At 73.0% G+C, this 19,988-nt stretch carries 22 protein-coding genes; 11 read left to right on the plus strand and 11 right to left on the minus strand.

From position 1 onward, the window contains the following. Positions 1-9: 9 nt before the first annotated feature. A complete protein-coding gene (locus MWU57_RS09845; RefSeq protein ID WP_165799967.1) occupies positions 10-699 on the minus strand; it encodes a helix-turn-helix domain-containing protein in 690 nt (229 codons plus the stop codon). 131 nt (positions 700-830) lie between these two features. Between MWU57_RS09845 and uraD the strand changes: the two genes are divergently transcribed. The 3 genes from uraD to hpxO are packed head-to-tail and all read left to right on the plus strand — an operon-like array spanning position 831 to position 2,886. Next, on the plus strand, positions 831-1,355 hold the full coding sequence (gene uraD, locus MWU57_RS09850; RefSeq protein ID WP_246909005.1) for a 2-oxo-4-hydroxy-4-carboxy-5-ureidoimidazoline decarboxylase: 525 nt from the start codon (positions 831-833) through the stop codon (positions 1,353-1,355). Further along, on the plus strand, positions 1,352-1,687 hold the full coding sequence (uraH, locus tag MWU57_RS09855; protein ID WP_106266622.1) for a hydroxyisourate hydrolase: 336 nt from the start codon (positions 1,352-1,354) through the stop codon (positions 1,685-1,687). The genes uraD and uraH overlap by 4 nt, the downstream gene beginning before the upstream one ends. Positions 1,688-1,692: 5 nt before the next feature. Then, the gene (gene hpxO / locus MWU57_RS09860) at positions 1,693-2,886 is read left to right on the plus strand and encodes an FAD-dependent urate hydroxylase HpxO (protein WP_246909006.1); all 1,194 of its coding nucleotides are present in this window, start codon (positions 1,693-1,695) and stop codon (positions 2,884-2,886) included. A 68-nt stretch (positions 2,887-2,954) separates the two neighbouring features. Here the strand turns inward: hpxO and MWU57_RS09865 are convergent, their stop codons facing one another. Continuing rightward, entirely contained in the window at positions 2,955-4,625 is a 1,671-nt protein-coding gene (locus tag MWU57_RS09865) for a sodium:solute symporter family protein (RefSeq protein ID WP_246909007.1), read from the minus strand. Further along, the gene (locus MWU57_RS09870; RefSeq protein ID WP_106266628.1) at positions 4,622-4,945 is read right to left on the minus strand and encodes a DUF4212 domain-containing protein; all 324 of its coding nucleotides are present in this window, start codon (positions 4,943-4,945) and stop codon (positions 4,622-4,624) included. Before MWU57_RS09870 ends, MWU57_RS09865 begins: the two co-directional genes overlap by 4 nt. Before the next feature lie 268 nt (positions 4,946-5,213). On the opposite strand from MWU57_RS09870, the gene MWU57_RS09875 reads away from it, so the two are divergent. From MWU57_RS09875 to rdgB, 7 genes are all read left to right on the plus strand, one after another. Beyond that, positions 5,214-5,678 (plus strand): hypothetical protein, encoded by a 465-nt coding sequence (locus MWU57_RS09875; protein ID WP_243400868.1) that lies wholly within the window; start codon positions 5,214-5,216, stop codon positions 5,676-5,678. Between the two features lie 91 nt (positions 5,679-5,769). Then, positions 5,770-6,105, plus strand: a complete 336-nt coding sequence (locus MWU57_RS09880) for a hypothetical protein (protein ID WP_246909009.1) — start codon at positions 5,770-5,772, stop codon at positions 6,103-6,105. Next, the gene (locus MWU57_RS09885; protein ID WP_246909011.1) at positions 6,102-7,802 is read left to right on the plus strand and encodes a cation acetate symporter; all 1,701 of its coding nucleotides are present in this window, start codon (positions 6,102-6,104) and stop codon (positions 7,800-7,802) included. Before MWU57_RS09880 ends, MWU57_RS09885 begins: the two co-directional genes overlap by 4 nt. Then, a complete protein-coding gene (locus tag MWU57_RS09890) occupies positions 7,789-9,129 on the plus strand; it encodes a histidine kinase (RefSeq protein ID WP_246909013.1) in 1,341 nt (446 codons plus the stop codon). Before MWU57_RS09885 ends, MWU57_RS09890 begins: the two co-directional genes overlap by 14 nt. A 6-nt stretch (positions 9,130-9,135) precedes the next feature. Beyond that, positions 9,136-9,981 (plus strand): LytTR family DNA-binding domain-containing protein, encoded by an 846-nt coding sequence (locus tag MWU57_RS09895; protein WP_246909015.1) that lies wholly within the window; start codon positions 9,136-9,138, stop codon positions 9,979-9,981. Positions 9,982-10,086: 105 nt separating this feature from the next. After that, on the plus strand, positions 10,087-10,824 hold the full coding sequence (rph, locus tag MWU57_RS09900; protein WP_106266638.1) for a ribonuclease PH: 738 nt from the start codon (positions 10,087-10,089) through the stop codon (positions 10,822-10,824). A 2-nt stretch (positions 10,825-10,826) separates the two neighbouring features. Continuing rightward, a complete protein-coding gene (rdgB, locus tag MWU57_RS09905) occupies positions 10,827-11,489 on the plus strand; it encodes an RdgB/HAM1 family non-canonical purine NTP pyrophosphatase (protein ID WP_246909017.1) in 663 nt (220 codons plus the stop codon). 98 nt (positions 11,490-11,587) lie between these two features. Here rdgB and MWU57_RS09910 read toward each other — a convergent pair whose 3' ends face one another. From MWU57_RS09910 to clpS, 5 genes are all read right to left on the minus strand, one after another. Beyond that, a complete protein-coding gene (locus tag MWU57_RS09910) occupies positions 11,588-11,977 on the minus strand; it encodes a DUF3054 domain-containing protein (RefSeq protein ID WP_246909018.1) in 390 nt (129 codons plus the stop codon). Beyond that, the gene (locus MWU57_RS09915) at positions 11,974-12,777 is read right to left on the minus strand and encodes an MBL fold metallo-hydrolase (protein WP_106266642.1); all 804 of its coding nucleotides are present in this window, start codon (positions 12,775-12,777) and stop codon (positions 11,974-11,976) included. The genes MWU57_RS09910 and MWU57_RS09915 overlap by 4 nt, the downstream gene beginning before the upstream one ends. After that, a complete protein-coding gene (murI, locus tag MWU57_RS09920; protein ID WP_106266644.1) occupies positions 12,774-13,577 on the minus strand; it encodes a glutamate racemase in 804 nt (267 codons plus the stop codon). The genes MWU57_RS09915 and murI overlap by 4 nt, the downstream gene beginning before the upstream one ends. A gap of 75 nt (positions 13,578-13,652) precedes the next feature. Then, positions 13,653-14,342: a DUF2017 family protein gene (locus tag MWU57_RS09925; protein ID WP_246909019.1), complete on the minus strand. Its 690-nt coding sequence runs from the start codon at positions 14,340-14,342 to the stop codon at positions 13,653-13,655. Further along, complete coding sequence (gene clpS / locus MWU57_RS09930) at positions 14,339-14,650, minus strand: ATP-dependent Clp protease adapter ClpS (RefSeq protein ID WP_246909047.1); 312 nt, start codon at positions 14,648-14,650, stop codon at positions 14,339-14,341. The genes MWU57_RS09925 and clpS overlap by 4 nt, the downstream gene beginning before the upstream one ends. 63 nt (positions 14,651-14,713) lie before the next feature. Between clpS and MWU57_RS09935 the strand changes: the two genes are divergently transcribed. Beyond that, on the plus strand, positions 14,714-16,147 hold the full coding sequence (locus MWU57_RS09935) for a nicotinate phosphoribosyltransferase (RefSeq protein ID WP_106266650.1): 1,434 nt from the start codon (positions 14,714-14,716) through the stop codon (positions 16,145-16,147). 37 nt (positions 16,148-16,184) lie between these two features. Here MWU57_RS09935 and MWU57_RS09940 read toward each other — a convergent pair whose 3' ends face one another. The 3 genes from MWU57_RS09940 to MWU57_RS09950 form a co-directional block, all read right to left on the minus strand. Beyond that, on the minus strand, positions 16,185-17,672 hold the full coding sequence (locus MWU57_RS09940; RefSeq protein ID WP_246909020.1) for a non-reducing end alpha-L-arabinofuranosidase family hydrolase: 1,488 nt from the start codon (positions 17,670-17,672) through the stop codon (positions 16,185-16,187). A gap of 118 nt (positions 17,673-17,790) precedes the next feature. Continuing rightward, positions 17,791-19,572: a DEAD/DEAH box helicase gene (locus MWU57_RS09945; RefSeq protein ID WP_281495534.1), complete on the minus strand. Its 1,782-nt coding sequence runs from the start codon at positions 19,570-19,572 to the stop codon at positions 17,791-17,793. Positions 19,573-19,646: 74 nt separating this feature from the next. Beyond that, positions 19,647-19,946, minus strand: coding sequence for a DUF3039 domain-containing protein (locus MWU57_RS09950; RefSeq protein ID WP_106266945.1), 300 nt, complete (start codon positions 19,944-19,946; stop codon positions 19,647-19,649). Between the last annotated feature and the right edge of the window lie 42 nt (positions 19,947-19,988).

Raw genomic sequence — 19,988 nt, forward strand, 5'->3', positions numbered from 1 at the left:
GCCGTGAAGTTATTGCTTAACTTCGGCGTCCGGGTTTCGAGCCGGTAACACCGCAGGCCCTGCACCCCCGGGAGAGGCCTCGACCGTGAGCCAGAGCGCGACCGCCACCACCCCGGTGTCGTTGACGACCCGGTGCGGGCGGGTGGCGGCGAACGACAGCGAGCCCCCCGGACCGAGGCGCACCGCACCGTCGGTGAACTCGAACACGAGCTCCCCGGCCACGACGTGACCGCTCTCGTACCCCGCGTGCACCAGCATCGAACCGTCGGCGCTCGACGACGAGCCGGGCGGGTACGTCGACTCGAACCAGGTCACTCCCCGCAGTGGCGCCGGCGAGAGCCTGCGATACGTGACCCCCTGCTCCAGCTGGGCCGGGGTCGTGTCCTCGCCGTGCGCGACGAGCACCCCGGGAAACGGCTCGGCCACCTGCGCACCGTCGTCGTCGGGTCGCCCCACGACCACCTCGACGTCGTCGAAGATGGCCGACATCGGCACCCCCAGCACGCCGACCAGCTCGACGAGGCGCGAGACCGACGGCTTCATCACCCCGGTCTCGATCTGGGACAGCGCGCTCGAGGAGATGCCCAGCTCCTGGGCCACCGAGGCCAGGGACCGGCCGGACGCGGTGCGCAACGCGCGCAACCGGGCACCGATCTGTCTCGGCAGGGGCGGGTCGTCCACGTGGCCTCCAGTCGTCACGGGTGCCGACATCGTAGGCATGGCCCGCGCCGTCAGTGACCACTTCACGAGATGGTGACACGGATGTCACCTCCCGCGTGATCGCCCCGACTTCAATGAGGCCGTCGCCCGCACCCGACGCGAGGAGCAGTGTGCACATCGACGAGTTCGACCACCTGACGGCCACGGCAGCCCGGTCCGACGTGGCCGTGTGGGCAGCCGTGCCCACCTGGGTCGACGCCGTGGTCGCGGGCCGCCCGTACGGTTCGGTCCGCGCGCTGGCCGCGCACGCCGAGGAGCTCGCCGCCCGGTGGGGCCGGACCGAGCTCGACGCAGCCCTGGCCCACCACCCGCGCATCGGCGAGAAGCCTGCCGGGACCGGCGCGGAGGCCGCGGCGTCCCGCCGTGAGCAGGCGAGCATGGCTCACGCCGGCACGGACGTCGAGTCGCGGATGGCCGCCGGCAACCGGGCCTACGAGAAGCGGTTCGGGAGGGTCTTCCTCGTCCGGGCCACAGGCCGCACGCCGGCCGAGATGCTCGCCGAGCTCACCCGTCGGCTCGAGAACGACGAGCCCACCGAGGTGGCCGAGGCCTGCGACCAGCTCGCCCAGATCGCCCTGCTGCGCCTGCGGGCCACCGTCAGCGACACCCCCGAGGCCTCCGAGGAGCACCCGTGAGCCACCTGACCACCCACGTGCTGGACACGACCGCCGGGGTCCCGGCGTCCGGCGTCGAGGTCGTGCTGACCGACTCCGGCGGACAGCACCTCGCGCACGCCACGACGGACGCCGACGGCCGCACGGGGCTCGGCCCCGAGCCGCTGCCGGCCGGGCGCTACACGTTGACCTTCGCCACCGGCCCGTACTTCGCCGAGCGCGACGTGGAGACGTTCTACCCCGAGGTGACCGTCACGTTCGTCGTCGCGGTCGCCGACGACGGCACGAGCCGGCACCACCACGTGCCGCTGCTGCTGAGCCCCTTCGCCTACTCCACCTATCGCGGGAGCTGACCACCGTGAAGATCATCGTCATCGGGGCCGGCGTCGGCGGGACGAGCGCAGGCATCGCCCTGCAGCGGCTCGGCCACGACGTCGTCGTGCACGACCGCATGCGCGAGAACAAGCCGGTCGGCGCGGCGCTGTCGCTGTGGTCCAACGGTGTCAAGGTGCTCAACTGGCTCGGTGTGGGCGACCAGGTCGCCGCGCTCGGAGGCGCCATGGACGACATGGCGTACCTGGACGGGCCGTCCGGCGAGACCCTGTGCCGGTTCAGCCTGGCCCCGGTCACCGAGGCCACGGGGCAGCGGCCCTACCCCGTGGCGAGGGCCGACCTGCAGCAGCTGCTCATGGAGACGTTCGGCACCGAGAACATCCACCTGGGCAAGCAGCTGGTGGCGGTCGCCGACGGCGGCGAGCAGGTCACCGCGACGTTCGCGGACGGCTCCACCGATACCGCCGACCTGCTCCTCGGCGCGGACGGTGCCCGGTCCGTGGTCCGCGAACACGTCACCGCCGCGACCGACGGCGGGGCGCGTCCCCGGCGCACGTACTCGGGCTACACCAACTACAACGGCCTGATCGCGGCGGACGCCGCCGTCGGCCCGCCGAACCAGTGGACGACGTACGTCGCCGAGGGCAAGCGTGCCGCCGTGATGCCCGTGGCCGACGATCGCTTCTACTTCTGGTTCGACGTGCCGCAACCGTCCGGGCTGCCGTACGGACCCGCCGACGGCACGAGCCCGCTCGTGGACGCGTTCGGGCACTGGGCCCCCGGCGTGCAGCGCCTCCTCGCGGCGATCGAGCCCGAGCGGTCGCTCAACCGGGTCGAGATCTGGGACATCGACCCGTTCCACACGTGGGTCCGCGGCCGCGTCGCGCTGCTCGGCGACGCGGCGCACAACACCGCCCCCGACATCGGCCAGGGTGCCTGCCTGGCCCTCGAGGACACCTTCGCGCTCGCCATCAGCCTCGCCACGAACACCGTGAGCGTCGAGGACTCCCTGCGACGCTACGAGCGCAGCCGCACCGGACGAGCCGCCGACCTGGTGCAGCGGGCTCGCGCCCGCGGCCACGAGACCCACGGCTACGACCCCGCCCGGACCGCGAGCTGGTACGAGAGCCTGCGCGGCACCGACGGCACCGACATCCTCCGCGGCATCATCGGGAACATCACCGGCAGCCCGGTCAACCTGGGCGTCGGCACCCTCTGACACCCACCGGTCCCGGACGGGACGGACGGGGTTCCCTGCGGAGCGGGGAACCCCGTCCGTCACCGGGACTACTCGGGAGCAGGCGCCTCCACCCGCGCGGCCGGGTAGCGGATGCCCTCGACCATCTCCTGGACGTGCTCCGACGGTGGCGCGGTGAGCTTCGACACCACCACGGTGACGATGATGTTCACCAGCGCACCGATCGCACCGATGCCCTCGGGCGAGATGCCGAAGACGTGCTCGTGCGCCGACGTCCCGAACACGTCGAGCGTGTAGATCATGTACGACGCGGTGAACACCAGGCCGGAGATCATGCCGGACGCGGCACCGATCGCGTTGGCACGCTTCCAGAAGATCCCCAGCACGAGGATCGGGAAGAACGTCGACGCGGCCAGTCCGAACGCGAAGGCGACCACCTGGGCCACGTACGCCGGCGGGTTGATGCCGCCGTAGATGGCGACCACGACGGCGAGCCCCATGGCGATGCGGCCCACGAGCAGGCGCCGCGACTCCGAGGCCTCCTTCTTGACGACCCGGAAGTAGAGGTCGTGCGAGACGGAGGACGAGATGACCAGCAGCAGGCCGGCCGCCGTCGACATCGCGGCCGCCAGGCCACCGGCGGCGACCAGTCCGACGATCGGCGCGGGCAGCCCGGCGATCTCCGGCGTGGCCAGCACGAGGATGTCGTTGTTGACGATGAGGTCGGCACCCGACTCCGGGTCGTTGCTCAGCGAGGTGATCGTCGACGCGCTGTCGGAGACGGTGACCAGGCCGGTCGCGGCCCAGTTGTTCACCCAGGCAGGCAGGGAGGCGACGGCCACGCCGTCGACCGACTGCATGAGGTTGAGCTTGGTGAACGCGCCCACGGCCGGTGCCGTGGTGTACAGCAGGCCGATGAAGAGAAGCGCCCAGAACGCGGAGAAGCGCGCACCGCGCACCGACCTGGTCGTGTAGAACCGGATGATCACGTGCGGCAGGCCGGCGGTGCCGATCATCAGCGACATCGTCACGAGGAACACGTCGAGCTGCGGCCGGGCGGCGAACGCGTCGGTGTACTGCGACAGCCCGAACTGCTCGCTCAGCGCGTCGAGCTCGGCGAGGATCTGGCCGAACGTCACCTGTGGCACGGGGAAGCCCGTCATCTTCTGCGCGATGGTCCACGCCGGGATGAGGTAGGCGATGATCATCACCGTGTACTGGGCCACCTGGGTCCAGGTGATGCCCTTCATGCCACCCAGCACCGCGTACAGGAAGATGATGGCCGCGGCGACGGCCACGCCGCCCTCGATGGACAGGTTGAGGAACCGGCTGAAGACGATGCCGCCACCGCGCATCTGCCCGACCACGTAGGTGAAGGACACGATGATCGCGGCGACCGCGGCGATGAGCCGCACGTACTCCGAGTACCGGTCACCGACGAACTCCGGCACGGTGAACTTGCCCCACTTGCGCAGATAGGGCGCCAGCAGCAGGGCCAGCAGCACGTAGCCGCCGGTCCAGCCCATGAGGTAGACCGAGCCGTCCGACCCCATGAAGGCGATGAGCCCTGCCATGGAGATGAACGACGCCGCGGACATCCAGTCCGCCGCGACGGCCGCACCGTTGGCGACGGCCGGGATGCCCTGGCCGGCCACGTAGAAACCCTTGGTCTCCTTGACGCGGCTGCGCCACGCGATGGAGAGGTAGATCGCGAACGACAGCCCGACGAAGACGAGGGACCAGACCTGGATCTCGCTCACAGCCGATTCCCCTCTCCGTCGCGCTCGGCGACGCCGTACTCGTCGTCGAGCCGGTCCATGCGCAGCGTGTACACCAGGATCAGGATGATGAAGGTGTAGATCGAGCCCTGCTGGGCGAACCACAGCCCGAGCGGGAAGCCGAGGATCACGATGTTGTTGAGCTGCTCGATCAGCAGGATCCCGCAGACGAACGAGACCACGAACCAGATGCTGAGCAGCACCACCATCAGCCGGAGGTTCTTCTTCCAGTACTCCTGCCGCCAGCCGTTCGCCGGCGGCGGCCCCGGATCTGGTGAGCTCTCGCGCACGCTATCGGTCATCGGACGCTCCCTTCATCGCGTTCACCCCGGGCGCCGTCGCCCGGAGAACGTCCCCGTACCGGTCGAGCGAATCGCACCGTTCGTGCTGCTCACAAGGTTTCGCCGCCCGACGGCGGGGACCGTCCCGCGAGCGGCTCCCCACGCCCCGTGACCGGTACGAGGCCTCCTGGTGACCGTTCGCGGGGCGTGACGGACCGCTCGCCGGACGAACGGGACCGTTCGCCGACCTGCGGGGTCGCCGAGGGGCGGGCGCGCCTACAGTCGGTCCATGGCCTCGACGACGAGCACCCCCCTCGGCAACCTGCTCCGCGCAGGCGGCCGGGCCGGGAAGCCGCGCAAGCAGATCCTGCACCCCGGCAGCGTCGGGCTCCTGGTCGGCGCCCTGACCGTCATCGTCGGGAGCATGCTGCCCTGGGTGATCACGCCCGTCGGGACCATCAACGCCCTGGCTGGACCTGGCTGGTTGACCATGTGCGCCGGCTTCATCGCCGTCGCGGGCGCCCTGATCCCCCGGCGCTGGGTCGCCCTGTCGCACAGCTTCATGGCCGGCGGCACCGCCGCCTTCGTGGCGGGCTGGCAGCTCCTGCGGCTGGTGCAGGTCAGCGAGGCGACGGACGCCTGGGGGCAGGCGATGCCGGGCATCGGGCTGGTGATGACCGTCGGTGGCGCCGTGATCCTCCTGACCACCGGCGTCCGGCTGGTCCGGACGCCCGCCGTCGCGCCGTCGTCGTGAGCGGACGCCCGCCGAGCGGGGGGCCCGGGGCGGGTGCGGGACCCGACGTACCCCTGTCGGCGGGAGCCCAGGCTCCGTAAGGTGCTTGTCCATGGACGACGACGTCGATGCCCGGCACACGCCGGCAGAGGTGGACGCCACCTTCCGCACGCTCCGGCGCGTGGCGGTGGGCTACTTCGTCGTGTTCCTCCTGGGTGTCGCGGCCTTCCCCGTGCTCTCGCTGACGCTGGACTGGTGGTCGCAGGCCCGGCTCGTGGGCGGCATGAGCCCCGGGTTCCTCGTCGCGGCGTTCGGCCTCTACCTGTTCTTCGCCGTCCTCGGCATCGCGGTGTCGCGCCTGACCTCGGCGGTCGAGCACCGCATGCTCGACGACACGCGCGACGAGGGCTTCCCTGTCACCCTCGAGCCGCCCGGCGAGGTCCCGTGACCGGACCGAGCGCGCTGACCCTCGCCGCGGTGCTCGTCCTGCTGACCGTGGTGGCCGTCGTCATGCGGCCGCGCGGCGCCTCGACCGTCGACTTCTACCTGGCCGGGCAGCGCGTCGGCGTGGCGACGAACGCCTGGGCCATCTGCGGGGACTACTTCTCGGCGGCGTCGTTCCTCGGGGTGGCCGCCGCCGTCTACGCCACCGGCCTCGACGGCGCCTGGTACGCCGTGGGGTTCGCCGCCGGGTTCGTGCCGGTGCTGCTCTTCGTCGCGGCGCCGCTGCGCCGGTTCGGCGAGTTCTCGATCCCGGACTTCCTCGGCCGACGGCTCGGCTCGGAGAAGGTCCGGCTGGTGGCCGTCGGCGTGGTCCAGCTCGTCATCCTGTCCTACCTCGTGCCGCAGGCCGTGGGATCGGGCATCACGTGGGAGCTGCTCGTGGGTTCCGGCCTCCTCGGGCTCTCGCCGTACGCCACCGGGATCCTCGTCTCCACGGCGGTGGTCACCGGCCTGGTCGCGTTCGGCGGCATGCGCGGCACCACCTGGACGCAGGCGGTGCAGTTCCTGCTCCTGCTCGGCGCGCTCGTCTGGCTCGCCGCCACCGTGCTGGGCGAGGGCTTCCACTACGGCGACGCCGTCGCCGACCTCTCGACGGAACCCCTGGTCAACCCGGCGGACGACGGCGGCCTGGCCACCGAGCAGAACGCCCTGCACCCCGGCGACGCCGCCGTCTTCGGCCAGCCGGGCGCCCGCTACGGCGGTCTCGGACAGTTCGCCCTCATCGTGACCCTGGCGATGGGCACCGCCGGGCTGCCGCACGTCATGAACCGCTACTTCACGTCCCCGACCGGCGCCGCCGCCCGCACCACCACCGTGTGGGTGCTGTGCCTGGCCGGAGTCTTCTACTCCCTGGCGGTCATGCTCGGCACGGCGGCACGCGAGATCGTGCCGGCCGCCGTCGCGGACCACCCGTGGCTCGCCGAGCTCACGGTGGACGGGGTGCTGCGCGTCCCGGAGCACGCGCTGCCGGTGCTGGGCCGGATCTACGGCGGCGACGCCGGCCTCGGCGTGGTCGCCGCCGGTGCGCTCATCGCGGTGATGTCGACCATCGCGGGGCTGCTGCTCGCCGCCGCGGCGTCGTGGGGGCACGACGTCTACGAGCGGCACATCAACCCCCGGGCCACCCAGCGCCAGGCGGTCCTCGCCGGCCGGATCACCACGCTGGTCACGGCGTGCGCCGCCGCCTGCCTGGGACTGGCGCTGCGTCCCGAGACCTTCGCCGCCGCCACGCCCTCGATCGTCGCGACCATGGTGACGTGGGCCTTCGCGGTGGCCGGGTCGGCCCTGACGCCGGTCTTCCTGCTGGCGATCTGGTGGCCCCGCACGACGGCCCGGGGGGCGGTCGCCGGCATGATCACCGGCATGGTCGTCGCGGTGGCAATGTTCACCGCCGGTCTGTCCGCAGACGGCGGGCTGCTGCGCGACGCGCTGGTCACCCCGACGCTCGTCGCGGCCCCGCTGGCCGCCGCCGTCACCGTGCTGGTCTCGCGGCGCACCACGCCGCCGCCGGACGTGGAGAAGTCGTGGCTGATCATGCACGGCACGGCCGCCGACCGGCACGCCGAGCGCCTGGCGCGGCTCGTCGTGGCGGAGAACCGGCGGCGACGTGACGCCCGGAGGACGCGGCGTGCGCGGGGGTAGCGCGCTGCTGGCCGGTGTCCTGGTCGCGGCCTGGGCAGCGGTGTACCTGATCACGCAGGTGCTGGTCGCTCCCCCGCTCGGGGTGCTGCCGACCCTGGCGTCGGGTCTGGTGGTGAGCACCGTCGTCGTGCTCGGCTACCCGTCCGCGCTGCGCGGACCGCGGGGCGGCCCGCTCGGCGGCTCCACCGCCCGCACCCCGTCGTGGCTCCCTGCCCGCCGGCCCCGGGACCCGCGGGGCATGCGCGACGGGCTGACCATCGCGGCCGCCGGCCGGTCGATGCCGCTGCGCAACGGGCTCACGCCCGACGCCGCCCGCCGCACCGCCCAGCTCATCCGGCCGCTGCTCGGCGGCGACGCCATCGCGATCACCGACACCGAGCAGGTGCTGGCGTTCGTCGGGCCCGGGTCCGACCACCACCACGTGGGCGGCACGCTGCAGACCCGGGTGTCCCGCCTAGCCCTCGGCAAGAAGCGCACCGTCGTGGTGCACGCCCGCGACGGGATCGGCTGCCCGGAGCCGGGCTGCCCGCTGCGCACCGCCGTCGTCGCGCCGCTGGCCGTGGCCGACCGCGTGGTGGGCACCCTGAAGGTCTACCGGGTGCACGACGAACCGGCGCCGCGCGTGCTCGTCGACGACATGGCCTCGATGCTCTCCCTGCACCTGGAGCTGGCCGAGATGGACCGCGAGCGCCACCTCGCCTCCGACGCCAAGCTCGACGCCCTGCGTGCGCAGATCAACCCGCACTTCCTGTTCAACATCCTCAACACGATCGCGTCGAAGTCACGCACCGATCCCGACGAGTCCCGTCAGCTGCTGCTGCGGCTGAGCGACTTCTTCCGCTACGCGGTGCGTCAGGACGGTCACTTCGCGGAGTTCAGCCAGGAGTACTTCTTCGTGCGGACGTACGTCTCGCTGGAGCAGGCCCGGTTCGGCGACCGGTTGCGGGTGCGGTACGACCTGGACCCGCAGGTGCTCACGTCGCGGGTGCCCGTGCTGGTCATCCAGCCCCTCGTGGAGAACGCGATCAAGCACGGGATCGCGGACTCGGTCACCGGGGGCACGGTCCAGCTGCGCGCCCGCGTCGACCCGTTGACGCGCACCACGTCGATCCGGGTCAGCGACGACGGCGTCGGCATGGCCCCGGAGGTCCTGGACCGGCTGCTGGCGGGCAAGCGTCCCGGCACCGCCGGTCCCCGGCACTCGGGCGTCGGGCTGTGGAACATCTCCCAGCGGCTCGACTCGCTGTTCGGCGACCGCTACTCGTTCGACGTCGCCTCGACCCCGGGGAAGGGCACCACCGTGGACCTGCAGATCCCGCTAAGGTGACGCCCGATGCGACCCAAGGCCCTGATCGTCGACGACGAGGCCCCGGCACGGGCCGAGCTGCGCTACCTGCTCGAGGAGATCGGGCAGGTCCAGGTCGTGGGCGAGGCCACGAACGGCGAGGAGGCCCTGCTCCTGCTGGGCTCGCTCGACTACGACCTCGTGCTCCTCGACGTGCGCATGCCCGGCGGGTCCGGCCTGGAGGTCGCCGCGGCGCTGCGCCGGCAGCCTGACCCCCCGAAGGTCATCTTCACCACGGCCTACCCGGACCACGCCGTCGACGCCTTCGACCTCGCCGCGGCGGACTACCTCCTCAAGCCGTTCGACGCCGACCGCCTGCGGCGGGCGCTCGAGCGCGCGCTGCGCCCCGACGACGGCACGTCGGCCGGTGCCGGCCCCGGCAGCGCGGCGTCCGCCCCGCCGTCGGGCGGCGCGGTCCCGGGTGGCGACACCGCGGGCTCCGCCGCCGGCGCCGCGGGCTCGGCCGGGACGGCGGACACCCCGACGCGGGGCGACGTCGAGCCGTTGGTGCGCATCCCGGTGCAGAAGGACGGGCGCACGGTGCTGGTCGACGGTGCGTCGATCGTGTACGCCAGCGCGGCGCGCGGGTACTCCTACCTCAAGCTGGCCGACGAGCGCCTGCTGGTGACCATGTCCCTCAACGAGCTGGAACGACGGCTGCGCGGGCACTTCTTCCGGGCGCACCGCTCCTACCTGGTCAACCTGGACCACGTGCGCGAGCTGGTGCCCGACTTCCAGGGCGCGCTGGTGGTCGTCATGGCCGACCGGCAGCGCTCGCGCGTGGAGGTCTCGCGACGGCACGCCCGCGAGCTGCGCCGCCGCTTCGGCATGTGATCCCCCCACTCCGCCCCCGGTGCCGAGCGTCGAGGTCCGGACCGTTTTGCGGGCCCATTGCGGGCCGAACCTCGACGTTCGGCGGGCCCGGATAGGGTGTGGCGCATGACTTCCCCTCGTTCTGACGGCCGCACGCCCGACCAGCTCCGCCCCGTGACCTTCGCCCGCGGCTGGAGCGAGAACGCCGAGGGCTCCGTCCTCGTGGAGTTCGGCAAGACCCGCGTGCTGTGCACCGCCTCGTTCACCGAGGGCGTGCCGCGCTGGAAGAAGGGCTCCGGCGAGGGCTGGGTCACCGCCGAGTACGCGATGCTGCCCCGCGCCACCAACTCCCGCAGCCAGCGCGAGTCCGTCAAGGGCAAGATCGGCGGACGCACCCACGAGATCTCCCGGCTCATCGGCCGGTCGCTGCGGGCCGTCGTGGACGTCACGGCGCTGGGCGAGAACACCATCGTGCTCGACTGCGACGTGCTGCAGGCCGACGGCGGCACCCGGACCGCGGCCATCACCGGTGCCTACGTGGCCCTGGTCGACGCCGTCGCCTGGGGTGCCCGCCACGGGCACGTCAAGGGTGGCAAGCAGGTGCTCACCGACTCCGTGGCCGCCGTGAGCGTCGGCATCATCGACGGGGTGCCGATGCTGGACCTGCCCTACGTCGAGGACGTCCGCGCCGAGACCGACATGAACGTCGTGACCACCGGCTCCGGCTCCTTCGTGGAGGTCCAGGGCACGGCCGAGGGCGTCCCCTTCCACCGCAGCGAGCTCGACGCGCTGCTCGACCTCGCCACGGCCGGCACCGCCGAGCTGACCGCGCTGCAGCAGGCGGCGCTCGCCCAGGAGCTCTGAGCGTGGCCACCGTCGCGGTCCCGCCGTCGGCCCGGGTCGTCCTGGCGACCCACAACCGCAAGAAGCTCGTCGAGCTGCTGGCGATCCTGCGGGCCCAGCCCGGGCTGGACACCCTGCCGGACGACGCGGTGGTGACCGCCGGCGACGTCGGAGCGCCCGAGCCGGTCGAGGACGGGGTGTCCTACGCCGAGAACGCACTGATCAAGGCGCGGGCGCTGGCGAGGGCCACCGGGCTGCCCGCCGTCGCGGACGACTCCGGGCTGAGCGTCGACGTGCTGGGCGGGGCCCCGGGGATCTTCTCGGCGCGCTGGGCCGGCCGGCACGGGGACGACGTCGCCAACCTGGGCCTGCTGCTCGCCCAGCTCGGCGACGTGCGCGACGAGCACCGAGGAGCGGCGTTCGTCTGCGCGGCGGCGCTGGTCACCCCGGACGGTCACGAGGAGGTGTGCCTCGGCGAGATGCCGGGCGTGCTCGTGCGCGAGCCGCGCGGGACGAACGGGTTCGGCTACGACCCGATCCTCGTCCCCGCAGAGCAGGAGCCGGGGCCGGACGGCCGGCCCGGCACGCGCACGTCGGCCGAGCTGACGCCGGAGGAGAAGAACGCGATCAGCCATCGCGGCAAGGCGTTCCGTGCGCTGGCCCCGGAGATCGCCGCCGCGCTCTGACCCGCCCCCGCCCGCCCGCTCATCGCTGTGGGCGCGATTCTTGGGCTCGATACCCGTACAGAACGGACATCACGGGCCAGAGATCGCGCCCACAACGCTCAGGGGCGACGGCGGGCGAGCCTGGCTACCAGACGCCAGCCGAGCATCGTCACGCCGAGGAACACCGCCGTCACCAGGGCGAAGGACCACGCGAACCCGCCGCCGAACAGCGGCCGCAGCGCCAGCCCCAGCAGCACGGTGGCGAACCAGACCACCACACCGGTCGGCCAGGGCCGCGCCGGCGTCCGCCAGGCGCGGCTCGCCGCCCACCCGGCCGCCAGCCCGACGCCGAACGGCGCACCGACCGCCAGCACGTGCGCCGCGGAACCACCCGAGTCGTGGTTCGCCGTCCCCACGAGGGCGAACACCAGGACGCAGGCGACGTCGGCGACCACGGCGGGCCAGACGCGCAGCCGCCGCGCGGTCACGGCACGCTCGGGCGACGTCACAGCTCGTAGACCACGCCGGTGCGGGCCACGTCCAGCGGCCCGTCGTACTCGCCGCGCGCCTCGGCCAGGGTGTCCGCGGAATCGGTCCAGACCGTCAGGTGGGTCAGCAGCAGCCGCCCCGCCGCGGCCTCGGCCGCCACCTTCCCGGCGCGGCGCCCGGTCAGGTGGATCCCGCTCACCCCGTCGTCGCGACCCTCGAGGAACGCCGCCTCGCACAGCAGCAGGTCGGCGCCCCGGGAGGCCTCGACCAGCGCGTCGCAGTGGTCGGTGTCCCCGGAGAACACCAGGGTCGCCCGCTCCCCCGGGCGGTCCGACGACGGGCCGGTCACCCGCATCCCGTACGCCTCGACCGGGTGGTTGACGGCGAACGGCTCGATCGTCAGCGGCCCGACGTGCACCGGCGTACCGGGCTGCCACGTCCGGAACGCGTACTCGGCGTCCATGTTCTCGCCGCTCTCGAGGCCGTACATCGCCGCCGCGCGCTCCCGCGTGGTCGACGGTCCGTGGACGGCCAGGTGACGCGGCTGCCCGGTGCGGTGCGATCCCCGCTCCGGGTGGTACCGCAGGTAGACGTACAGCCCGGACAGGTCCGCGCAGTGGTCGGGGTGCAGGTGCGAGATGCCCACGGCGTCCACGTCCAGCGGGTCGACGTAGCGCTGCAGCGCACCGAGCGATCCCGAGCCGAGGTCGAGCACCACGCTCCAGTCCCGCTCGCCGTCGTGCGCCTGGACCAGGTAGCAGGAGGCCGGGGACTCGGGTCCGGGCAGGGAGCCGGACACGCCGACGGGTACCAGCCTCATGCCGCCTCCACGAGGTTGACCTCGGGCCCGAGGAACCGCCGCGCGAGCTGCTCGAACTGCTCCGGCCGGCCCGTCGTGGCGAACCGGTGCACGGGCGCCGGGGCGTCCAGGGTGCGCTCCAGGTCGTGCGCCACCAGCTTGCGGTAGACGTCCATGGCGGTCTCCTCCGCCGAGGAGACCAGCGTGACGTCCTGGCCCATGACGTAGGAGATGGGTCCCGACAGCAGCGGGTAGTGCGTGCATCCCAGCACCAGGGTGTCCACGCCGGCCGCCTTGACCGGCGCCAGGTACTCCGCGGCGATCTCCAGCGCCTCGGGGCCCGACGTCGTGCCCTCCTCGACGAGACGGACGAACTCGGGGCACGCCTTGCTCGTGAGCTCCAGCCCGGGGGTCACGGCGAAGGCGTCGTCGTACGCCAGCGAGTCCACGGTGGCCTTCGTGCCGATGACGCCGATGCGTCCGGACCGCGAGGCGACGACGGCGCGGCGCGCGGCCGGCAGGATCACCTCGACCACCGGGATGCCGCGGCGCACGGTGTACCGCTCCCGGGCGTCGCGCAGCGCCACCGCGGAGGCCGAGTTGCACGCGATGACGAGCATCTTCACGCCGTCGTCGACGAGCCGGTCCATGACCGCGAGCGCCATCGCGCGCACGGCGGCGAGCGGCTTCGGCCCGTAGGGGCCGTTCGCCGTGTCGCCGATGTAGTGCAGCTGCTCGTGCGGGAGCTGGTCGAGCACCGAGCGGGCGACCGTCAGACCGCCCACCCCGCTGTCGAAGATCCCGATGGGGGCGTCGTTCACGGCTGGCAGCCTAACGGCGCAGGGCGCTGAGCACCGGGTTCGTGATCCGGGACACGCGTGGTGAGGGCCACAGCCTCACTCGTCGGCACCGCGGCCACGGGCCCGCAGCTCGGCCAGCAGCTCGTCCATCAGCGACTCCTGGGCGAACCCGGCGGCCACGAAGACCCCGCCCCAGTACGAGCGCTGCTCGGCGTCCAGACCGGCGGCGTCCGTCTCGTCCGGGTCCGCACCCTCGGCGTCGTCCACGATCCCCAGCCCCGTGAGCACCTCGTGGTGCAGGTGCTCGATGTCGGCGTCGTCGTCGAGGCCCAGACGTTCGCCGAGCACCAGCCGCACGTCCGTGAGGGCCCCGGCGAACTCCTGGGCGGTGTCGCGGGCGACCACCACCTGACCGTCGGACGACGCGGCGCCCGCACCGCCGTCGTCGGCGGCGGCGTCCACGGTGTCCGCGAACGCCCGCAGGCGGGCGACCTTGCCGGCCGCGAGGTCCGTCTGGGTCAGGTGCCGGAACTCGGCCGCGACGTCCGCGTCCTCCCGGTGCGCGTCCGGCAGGAGCCGCTGCACCGCCGGGTCCCGGGGGACCCGGGCCACCCCGGTGAACGCCACGCCGGCGTCCGCCACCTCGGCGTCGGTCACGTCGTCCGGGAGCCCGGCGTCGGCACGCAGCAGGTCGGCGACGTCGCGGGCGACCCGCGCCAGCACCTCGCGCTCGACCGGCTCCCAGCGGGCGACGAAGCCGGCCGGGGTCGAGCGGAACGGCGTCATGCGCCCGCCTCCGTGCCCGACGCGCCGGACTGCTGCAGCGTGGCCCACAGCCCGAAGCCGTGCATCGCCTGCACGTCCACCTCCATGCGCTCGCGTGGCCCCGTCGAGACGACGGCCCGGCCTTCCTCGTGCACCTGCATCATGAGCCGGTGCGCCTCCGCCTGCGGGTGGCCGAAGTAGCTCTCGAAGACGAAGGCGACATAGCTCATGAGGTTGACCGGGTCGTTCCACACGATCGTCACCCAGGGGTCGGCCAGCCCCGGCACCTCCTCGGTCCGGGTGTCCTCCTGCGTCGCCGAGCTCGTCATCGCCACGGCACCAGCCTAGGTGCTCGTGCTGCTCCGGGGCCCGCCGCACCCTACGGTAGGGGCATGAACGACGCGATCCGGGGCAAGGGCGCCTCGCCGCCCGAGTCCCTCGCCTCCCCGCTGTCGCTGCCGGCCGCCCCGCTGCCGACGCTGCGACCCTCGCTGGCGCTCCTGACCGACCGGTACGAGCTGACGATGCTGCAGGCGGCGCTGGCCGACGGCACGGCCCACCGGCACTGCGTCTTCGAGGTGTTCACCCGGCGCCTGCCCGCCGGGCGGCGGTACGGCGTGCTCGCCGGCACCGGCCGGGTGCTCGAGGCGCTGCCCGCCTTCCGGTTCGGGGAGACCGAGCTCGCGTACCTCGAGCGCGCCGGCGTCGTCGACGACCGGACGCTCGACTTCCTGCGCGGGTACCGGTTCACCGGCACCATCACCGGCTACCCCGAGGGCGAGACGTTCTTCCCCGGGTCCCCGGTGCTGCAGGTGGAGGGCACCTTCGCCGAGGCGGTGCTCCTGGAGACGCTCGTCCTGGCGATCCTCAACCACGACTCCGCCATCGCCTCGGCCGCGTCCCGCATGACGAGCGCCGCCGTCGACCGGCCCGTGCTCGAGATGGGCTCGCGCCGCACCCACGAGCAGGCGGGGGTCGCCGCCGCGCGCGCCGCCGTCGTCGCCGGGTTCGCCGGCACCAGCAACCTCGAGGCCGGCTTCCGCTACGGGCTCGACACCATCGGGACCGCGGCGCACGCCTTCACCCTGCTGCACGACGACGAACCCGCGGCCTTCGCGTCCCAGGTCGAGGCGTTCGGGCCCGGCACGACGCTGCTGGTCGACACCTACGACGTGCCGCGCGGCGTCGAGCGCGCCGTCGAGGCCGCGGGCACGGGACTCGGTGCCGTGCGGCTGGACTCCGGCGACCTGGGCGCGCTCGCGGTGGAGGTGCGCGAACAGCTCGACGCGCTCGGCGCCACGGACACCAAGATCGTGGTCACCTCGGACCTGGACGAGCACGCGATCGCGGGTCTCGCCGCCGCCCCGGTGGACGTCTACGGGGTCGGCACGTCCCTGGTGACGGGGTCGGGCGCGCCGACCTGCGGCATGGTCTACAAGCTGGTGGCCCGCACCGACGGTGCGGGCCGGATGCAGCCGGTGGAGAAGGCCTCGACGCGCAAGTCGAGCCAGGGCGGACGCAAGGCGGCCGCCCGCCGGCTCGACCGCGACGGCCGTGCGGTCGAGGAGGTGCTCGTCACCGGCCCCGACGAGCAGGTGGTCACCTGGGAGCCGGACGGCAGCGAGGGCGGCGCCGAGGACGGCCGGCTGCGACGCCTGCACGTGCCGCTCGTGACCGACGGCGCCGTGGACTCCCGCTGGGTGGGCGCCTACGGCGTCGCCAACGCCGCCACCCAGCACCGGACGTCCCGGGCGGAGCTGCCGCGCGGGGCACGGCGCCTGTCCCACGGCGACGCGGCGATCCCGACGGTCACCTGGCGTCTGTGAGGGACACGGGCACCCTGCCCCGCGCGGCGGCGGAACCTCAGTTCCGCAGCGTCAGCAGACCCGGGCGGTACGGGAGCAGCCCGTAGTCCACCCCGTCGGAGTTGGGGTCGCGTCCCTGGTAGAGCAGCTGCAGGTGGCACGGGTCGACCGTCATGGTCTGGTCGGCGCTGGTGCGCAGGAGCTCGCCGTGGCTGATGTCGTCCGTCCAGGTGGCGCCGCTGTTCGCCCGGCCGGCGAAGGGCTCGGCCTCCGTGGCGGCCTGCGGGGTCCACTGCCCGTCGAGGCTGTCGGCCGTGAAGGACCGGAAGTAGCGGCCGTTCGCGCCGATCGCCTCGACGATCATGAGGTACTCCCCGGTCCCCTCGACCCGGTAGACCTGGACCGCCTCGAACAGGTTGTTCGTGGTGTCGCTCATGACCACGTCGTACGACGACCCGAAGTTCCCCGGGAAGTCCCCGATCGGCATCCGGGACCGGTAGATGTTGCCGTTGTCCCCGGCGAAGAACAGGTACATGTGGGTGTCGTCGGCGATGAGCGCCTGGTCGATCGGGCCGGTCCCGGAGTTCTGGATGGACCCGGTGAAGAGCGGGGCGGGCTGCGACCAGCCGTTGGCGTCCGTCGGGTCGTCCGACGTCCGGTAGATGAAGGGCCAGGCGCCCCACTGGTAGGCGAGGACCCACGTGTCGGCCGGCTCGAAGTAGAACAGCGACGGCGCCACCGTCGAGGACTGCATGCCGTGCTGCGCGGCGGAACCCATCTGGGACCAGTCCCCGAAGACGTCGAAGTTCATCGAGCCCCAGGAGTCACCGAAGTCGTGGGTGGTGGCGTAGACGAGGTGACCGCCGTCGTAGGGGGCCGTGGTGAAGTCCTTGAGCGACGCCCACCCGGGACCCGGCTGCGCGAGCGGTCCGGTGGAGGACCAGTCATAGGACGACGGGAGCTCGCACGTGGATCCCCCGCCGCCGTCCCCGACGACCTGCAGGTCGTCGATGCGGAAGTCGTCGGTGCCGCTGGTCGTCTCGACGTAGAGGGACGCGGACTCCAGCGATCCCGTCCAGGACACCGTGGCCTCACCGGTGAGCTCCGCCCAGCCCCCGGGGCTGACGGCGCCCTGCGCGAGGGTGACGTAGTCGGTCGTCCCCCCGGCGGTGACGCTCAAGGTGACCTTGCCGTCCGGCGTCCCGGTCTCCGTCCGCATCCAGAGGCTCGTGGAGTAGGTCGTGCCGTTCGACAGGGCGGCCGTCACGTCCTGGGCCGGGCCGTTCCAGGAGGCGGTCCGTCCCGTGGACCGCAGCGCCATGCTCCCCCCGTGCACGGGCCACCAGCCGGGGTCGACCGAACCCGCCCCGAAGGCGGTCCAGCCGTTCGTGCCGTCCTCCATGTCGCCGTTGGTGACGAGGCTCTCGGCGGCCAGGGTCGTGGGTGATCCGGCCACGGCCGGATCCCCGGCGTACGCCACCGTCGGGGTCAGCGCCAGCGCGGCGACCACCCCCAGGGCGAGGCGGCGGGCGATGGACTTCTGCATGCTGTGCTCCTCTTCTCACGCCGATGTGATCGCTCACATCCTGCGGGGAGCACGGTTCCGTCGCCATCTGGTGAAACGTTTACGTGGTGGTCAGGCGCCCAGTCCACGGGCGCCGTCACTACTTCTTGCCGACGAACCAGCCCCGCACCATCTCGACGCGCTCGTCGAGCTGGGCGGCGGTCGCCAGCGGGACCTCCGGACCACCGCAGCGCCGTCGCAGCTCGGTGTGCACCGACCCGTGCGGACGCCCGGACTTGCGCGCCCACGCCGAGACCAGCTTGGAGAGCTCCTTGCGCAGCGCCGCCGCGCGACGGTGCTCCTGCTCGGACTGCTCGAGCGCCGCCTCCGACGCCGTCGCCCCCGATCGCCCGCTCGTCTGGGCGGCCTGGTGCTGGCGCAGCAGCGTGGTGACCTGGTCGGCGTCGAGGAGGCCGGGAAGGCCGAGGAAATCCTGCTCCGCCGCCGAGCCGATGTCACCACCGGTGCCGAACTCACCGCCGTCGAACAGGACCCGGTCGAAGGTGGCCTGGGCCTCGAGCGCCTCGAACGAGCCGGTGAGCTCCCCCGACGCCTTCTCCTCCTTGTTGGCCGCGGCGAGCAGCGCCGCCTCCGGGTCGTACTCGATGCCCTGTTCCTCGGCCGTCTGCGGGCGGTCCAGCGCGTGGTCGCGCTCGATCTCCATCCCGTTCGCCAGCTCGAGCAGCAGGGGCACGCTGGGCACGAAGATGGACGCCGTCTCGCCGCGCTTGCGGGCGCGGACGAACCGGCCCACGGCCTGGGCGAAGAACAGCGGCGTGGACGTGCTGGTGGCGTAGACGCCGACGGCGAGGCGCGGCACGTCGACGCCCTCGGAGACCATCCGCACCGCCACCATCCACCGCTGCGTGCCCGCCGCGAACTCGTCGATGCGGGCGCTCGCGCCGTCGTCGTCGCTGAGCACCACGGTGGGGCTCTGGCCGGTGACGCGGGCCAGGTGCCCGGCGTACGCCCGGGCGTCGGTCTGGTCGGAGGCGATGACCAGCCCACCGGCGTCGGGCACGGACCGGCGCACCTCCGTCAGGCGCTTGTCCGCCGCGGCGAGCACGGACGGGATCCACTCGCCGTTCGGGTCGAGCGCCGTGCGCCACGCCTGGGCGTGCATGTCCTTCGTCATCGCGTCGCCGAGCCGCGCCGCGACCTCGTCGCCCGCCCGGGTGCGCCACCGCATCTCGCCCGAGTAGGTCATGAACAGCACGGGCCGCACCACGTGGTCGCGCAGCGCCTCGCCGTAGCCGTAGGTGTAGTCCGCCCGGGAGCGCCGGATCCCCTCCCGGTCCGCCTCGTAGGTGACGAACGGGATCGACGCGGTGTCGCTGCGGAACGGCGTGCCCGTCAGCGCAAGCCGCCGCGTGGCGTCCTCGAACGCATCGCGGACGGCGTCACCCCAGCTCAGCGCGTCGCCGCCGTGGTGCACCTCGTCCAGGATGACGAGCGTCCGGGCCGCCTGCGTGCGGGCGCGGTGCAGCGCCGGCTTGGCCGCCACCTGGGCGTAGGTGAGCGCGACGCCGTCGTAGTGGGACCCGTGGCGGCCCTGGGAGTTCTTGAACGACGGGTCGATGCGGATGCCGACCCGGGCCGCGGCGTCCGCCCACTGGTGCTTGAGGTGCTCCGTGGGCGCGACGACGGTCACCCGGCGCACGATCCCGGCGTCCAGCAGCTCGGTGGCGACCCGCAGCGCGAAGGTCGTCTTGCCGGCGCCCGGCGTCGCCACCGCCAGGAAGTCCCGCGGCGACCGCTCGTGGTACAGCGCGAGGGCCTCCGCCTGCCAGGCGCGCAGGTTCGACGCGGTGCCCCAGGGCGCCCGGCGCGGGAACGCCGGGCTGAGCTGGGACGCCGCCGCCACGGACGGTGACCGCGGCAGCGGCTTGGCCGCCTCGTGCGGCTCGGAGGCGGCTTCGAAGAGGTCGACGGACTCGGGCTCGGGAAGGGACGCGCTCACGTGGTGGAGTCGCCGTCGCCGTCCTGCGGCGCGCGCAGGCCGTCGTAGATCTCCTTGCAGACGGGGCACACGGGGAACTTCGAGGGGTCGCGTCCCGGGACCCAGACCTTGCCGCAGAGCGCGATCACCGGCTTGCCGGACATCGCCGACTGCATGATCTTCTCCTTGCGCACGTAGTGCGCGAAGCGCTCGTGGTCGCCCGGTTCCGCCGACTGCTCCCGCGTGTCGGGGCGCTCGAGGACGCTGGTACCCGGTCCGGTGTCCTGCGAGGGAGGGGTGGAGAGGGGCTCGCTCATGGCCTCCATCTTACGTGCCGGCCACCGACACCGACCGCGCGG

The sequence above is a fragment of the Isoptericola sp. S6320L genome (assembly GCF_023015685.1).
Taxonomy (GTDB): Bacteria; Actinomycetota; Actinomycetes; order Actinomycetales; family Cellulomonadaceae; genus Isoptericola; species Isoptericola halotolerans_A.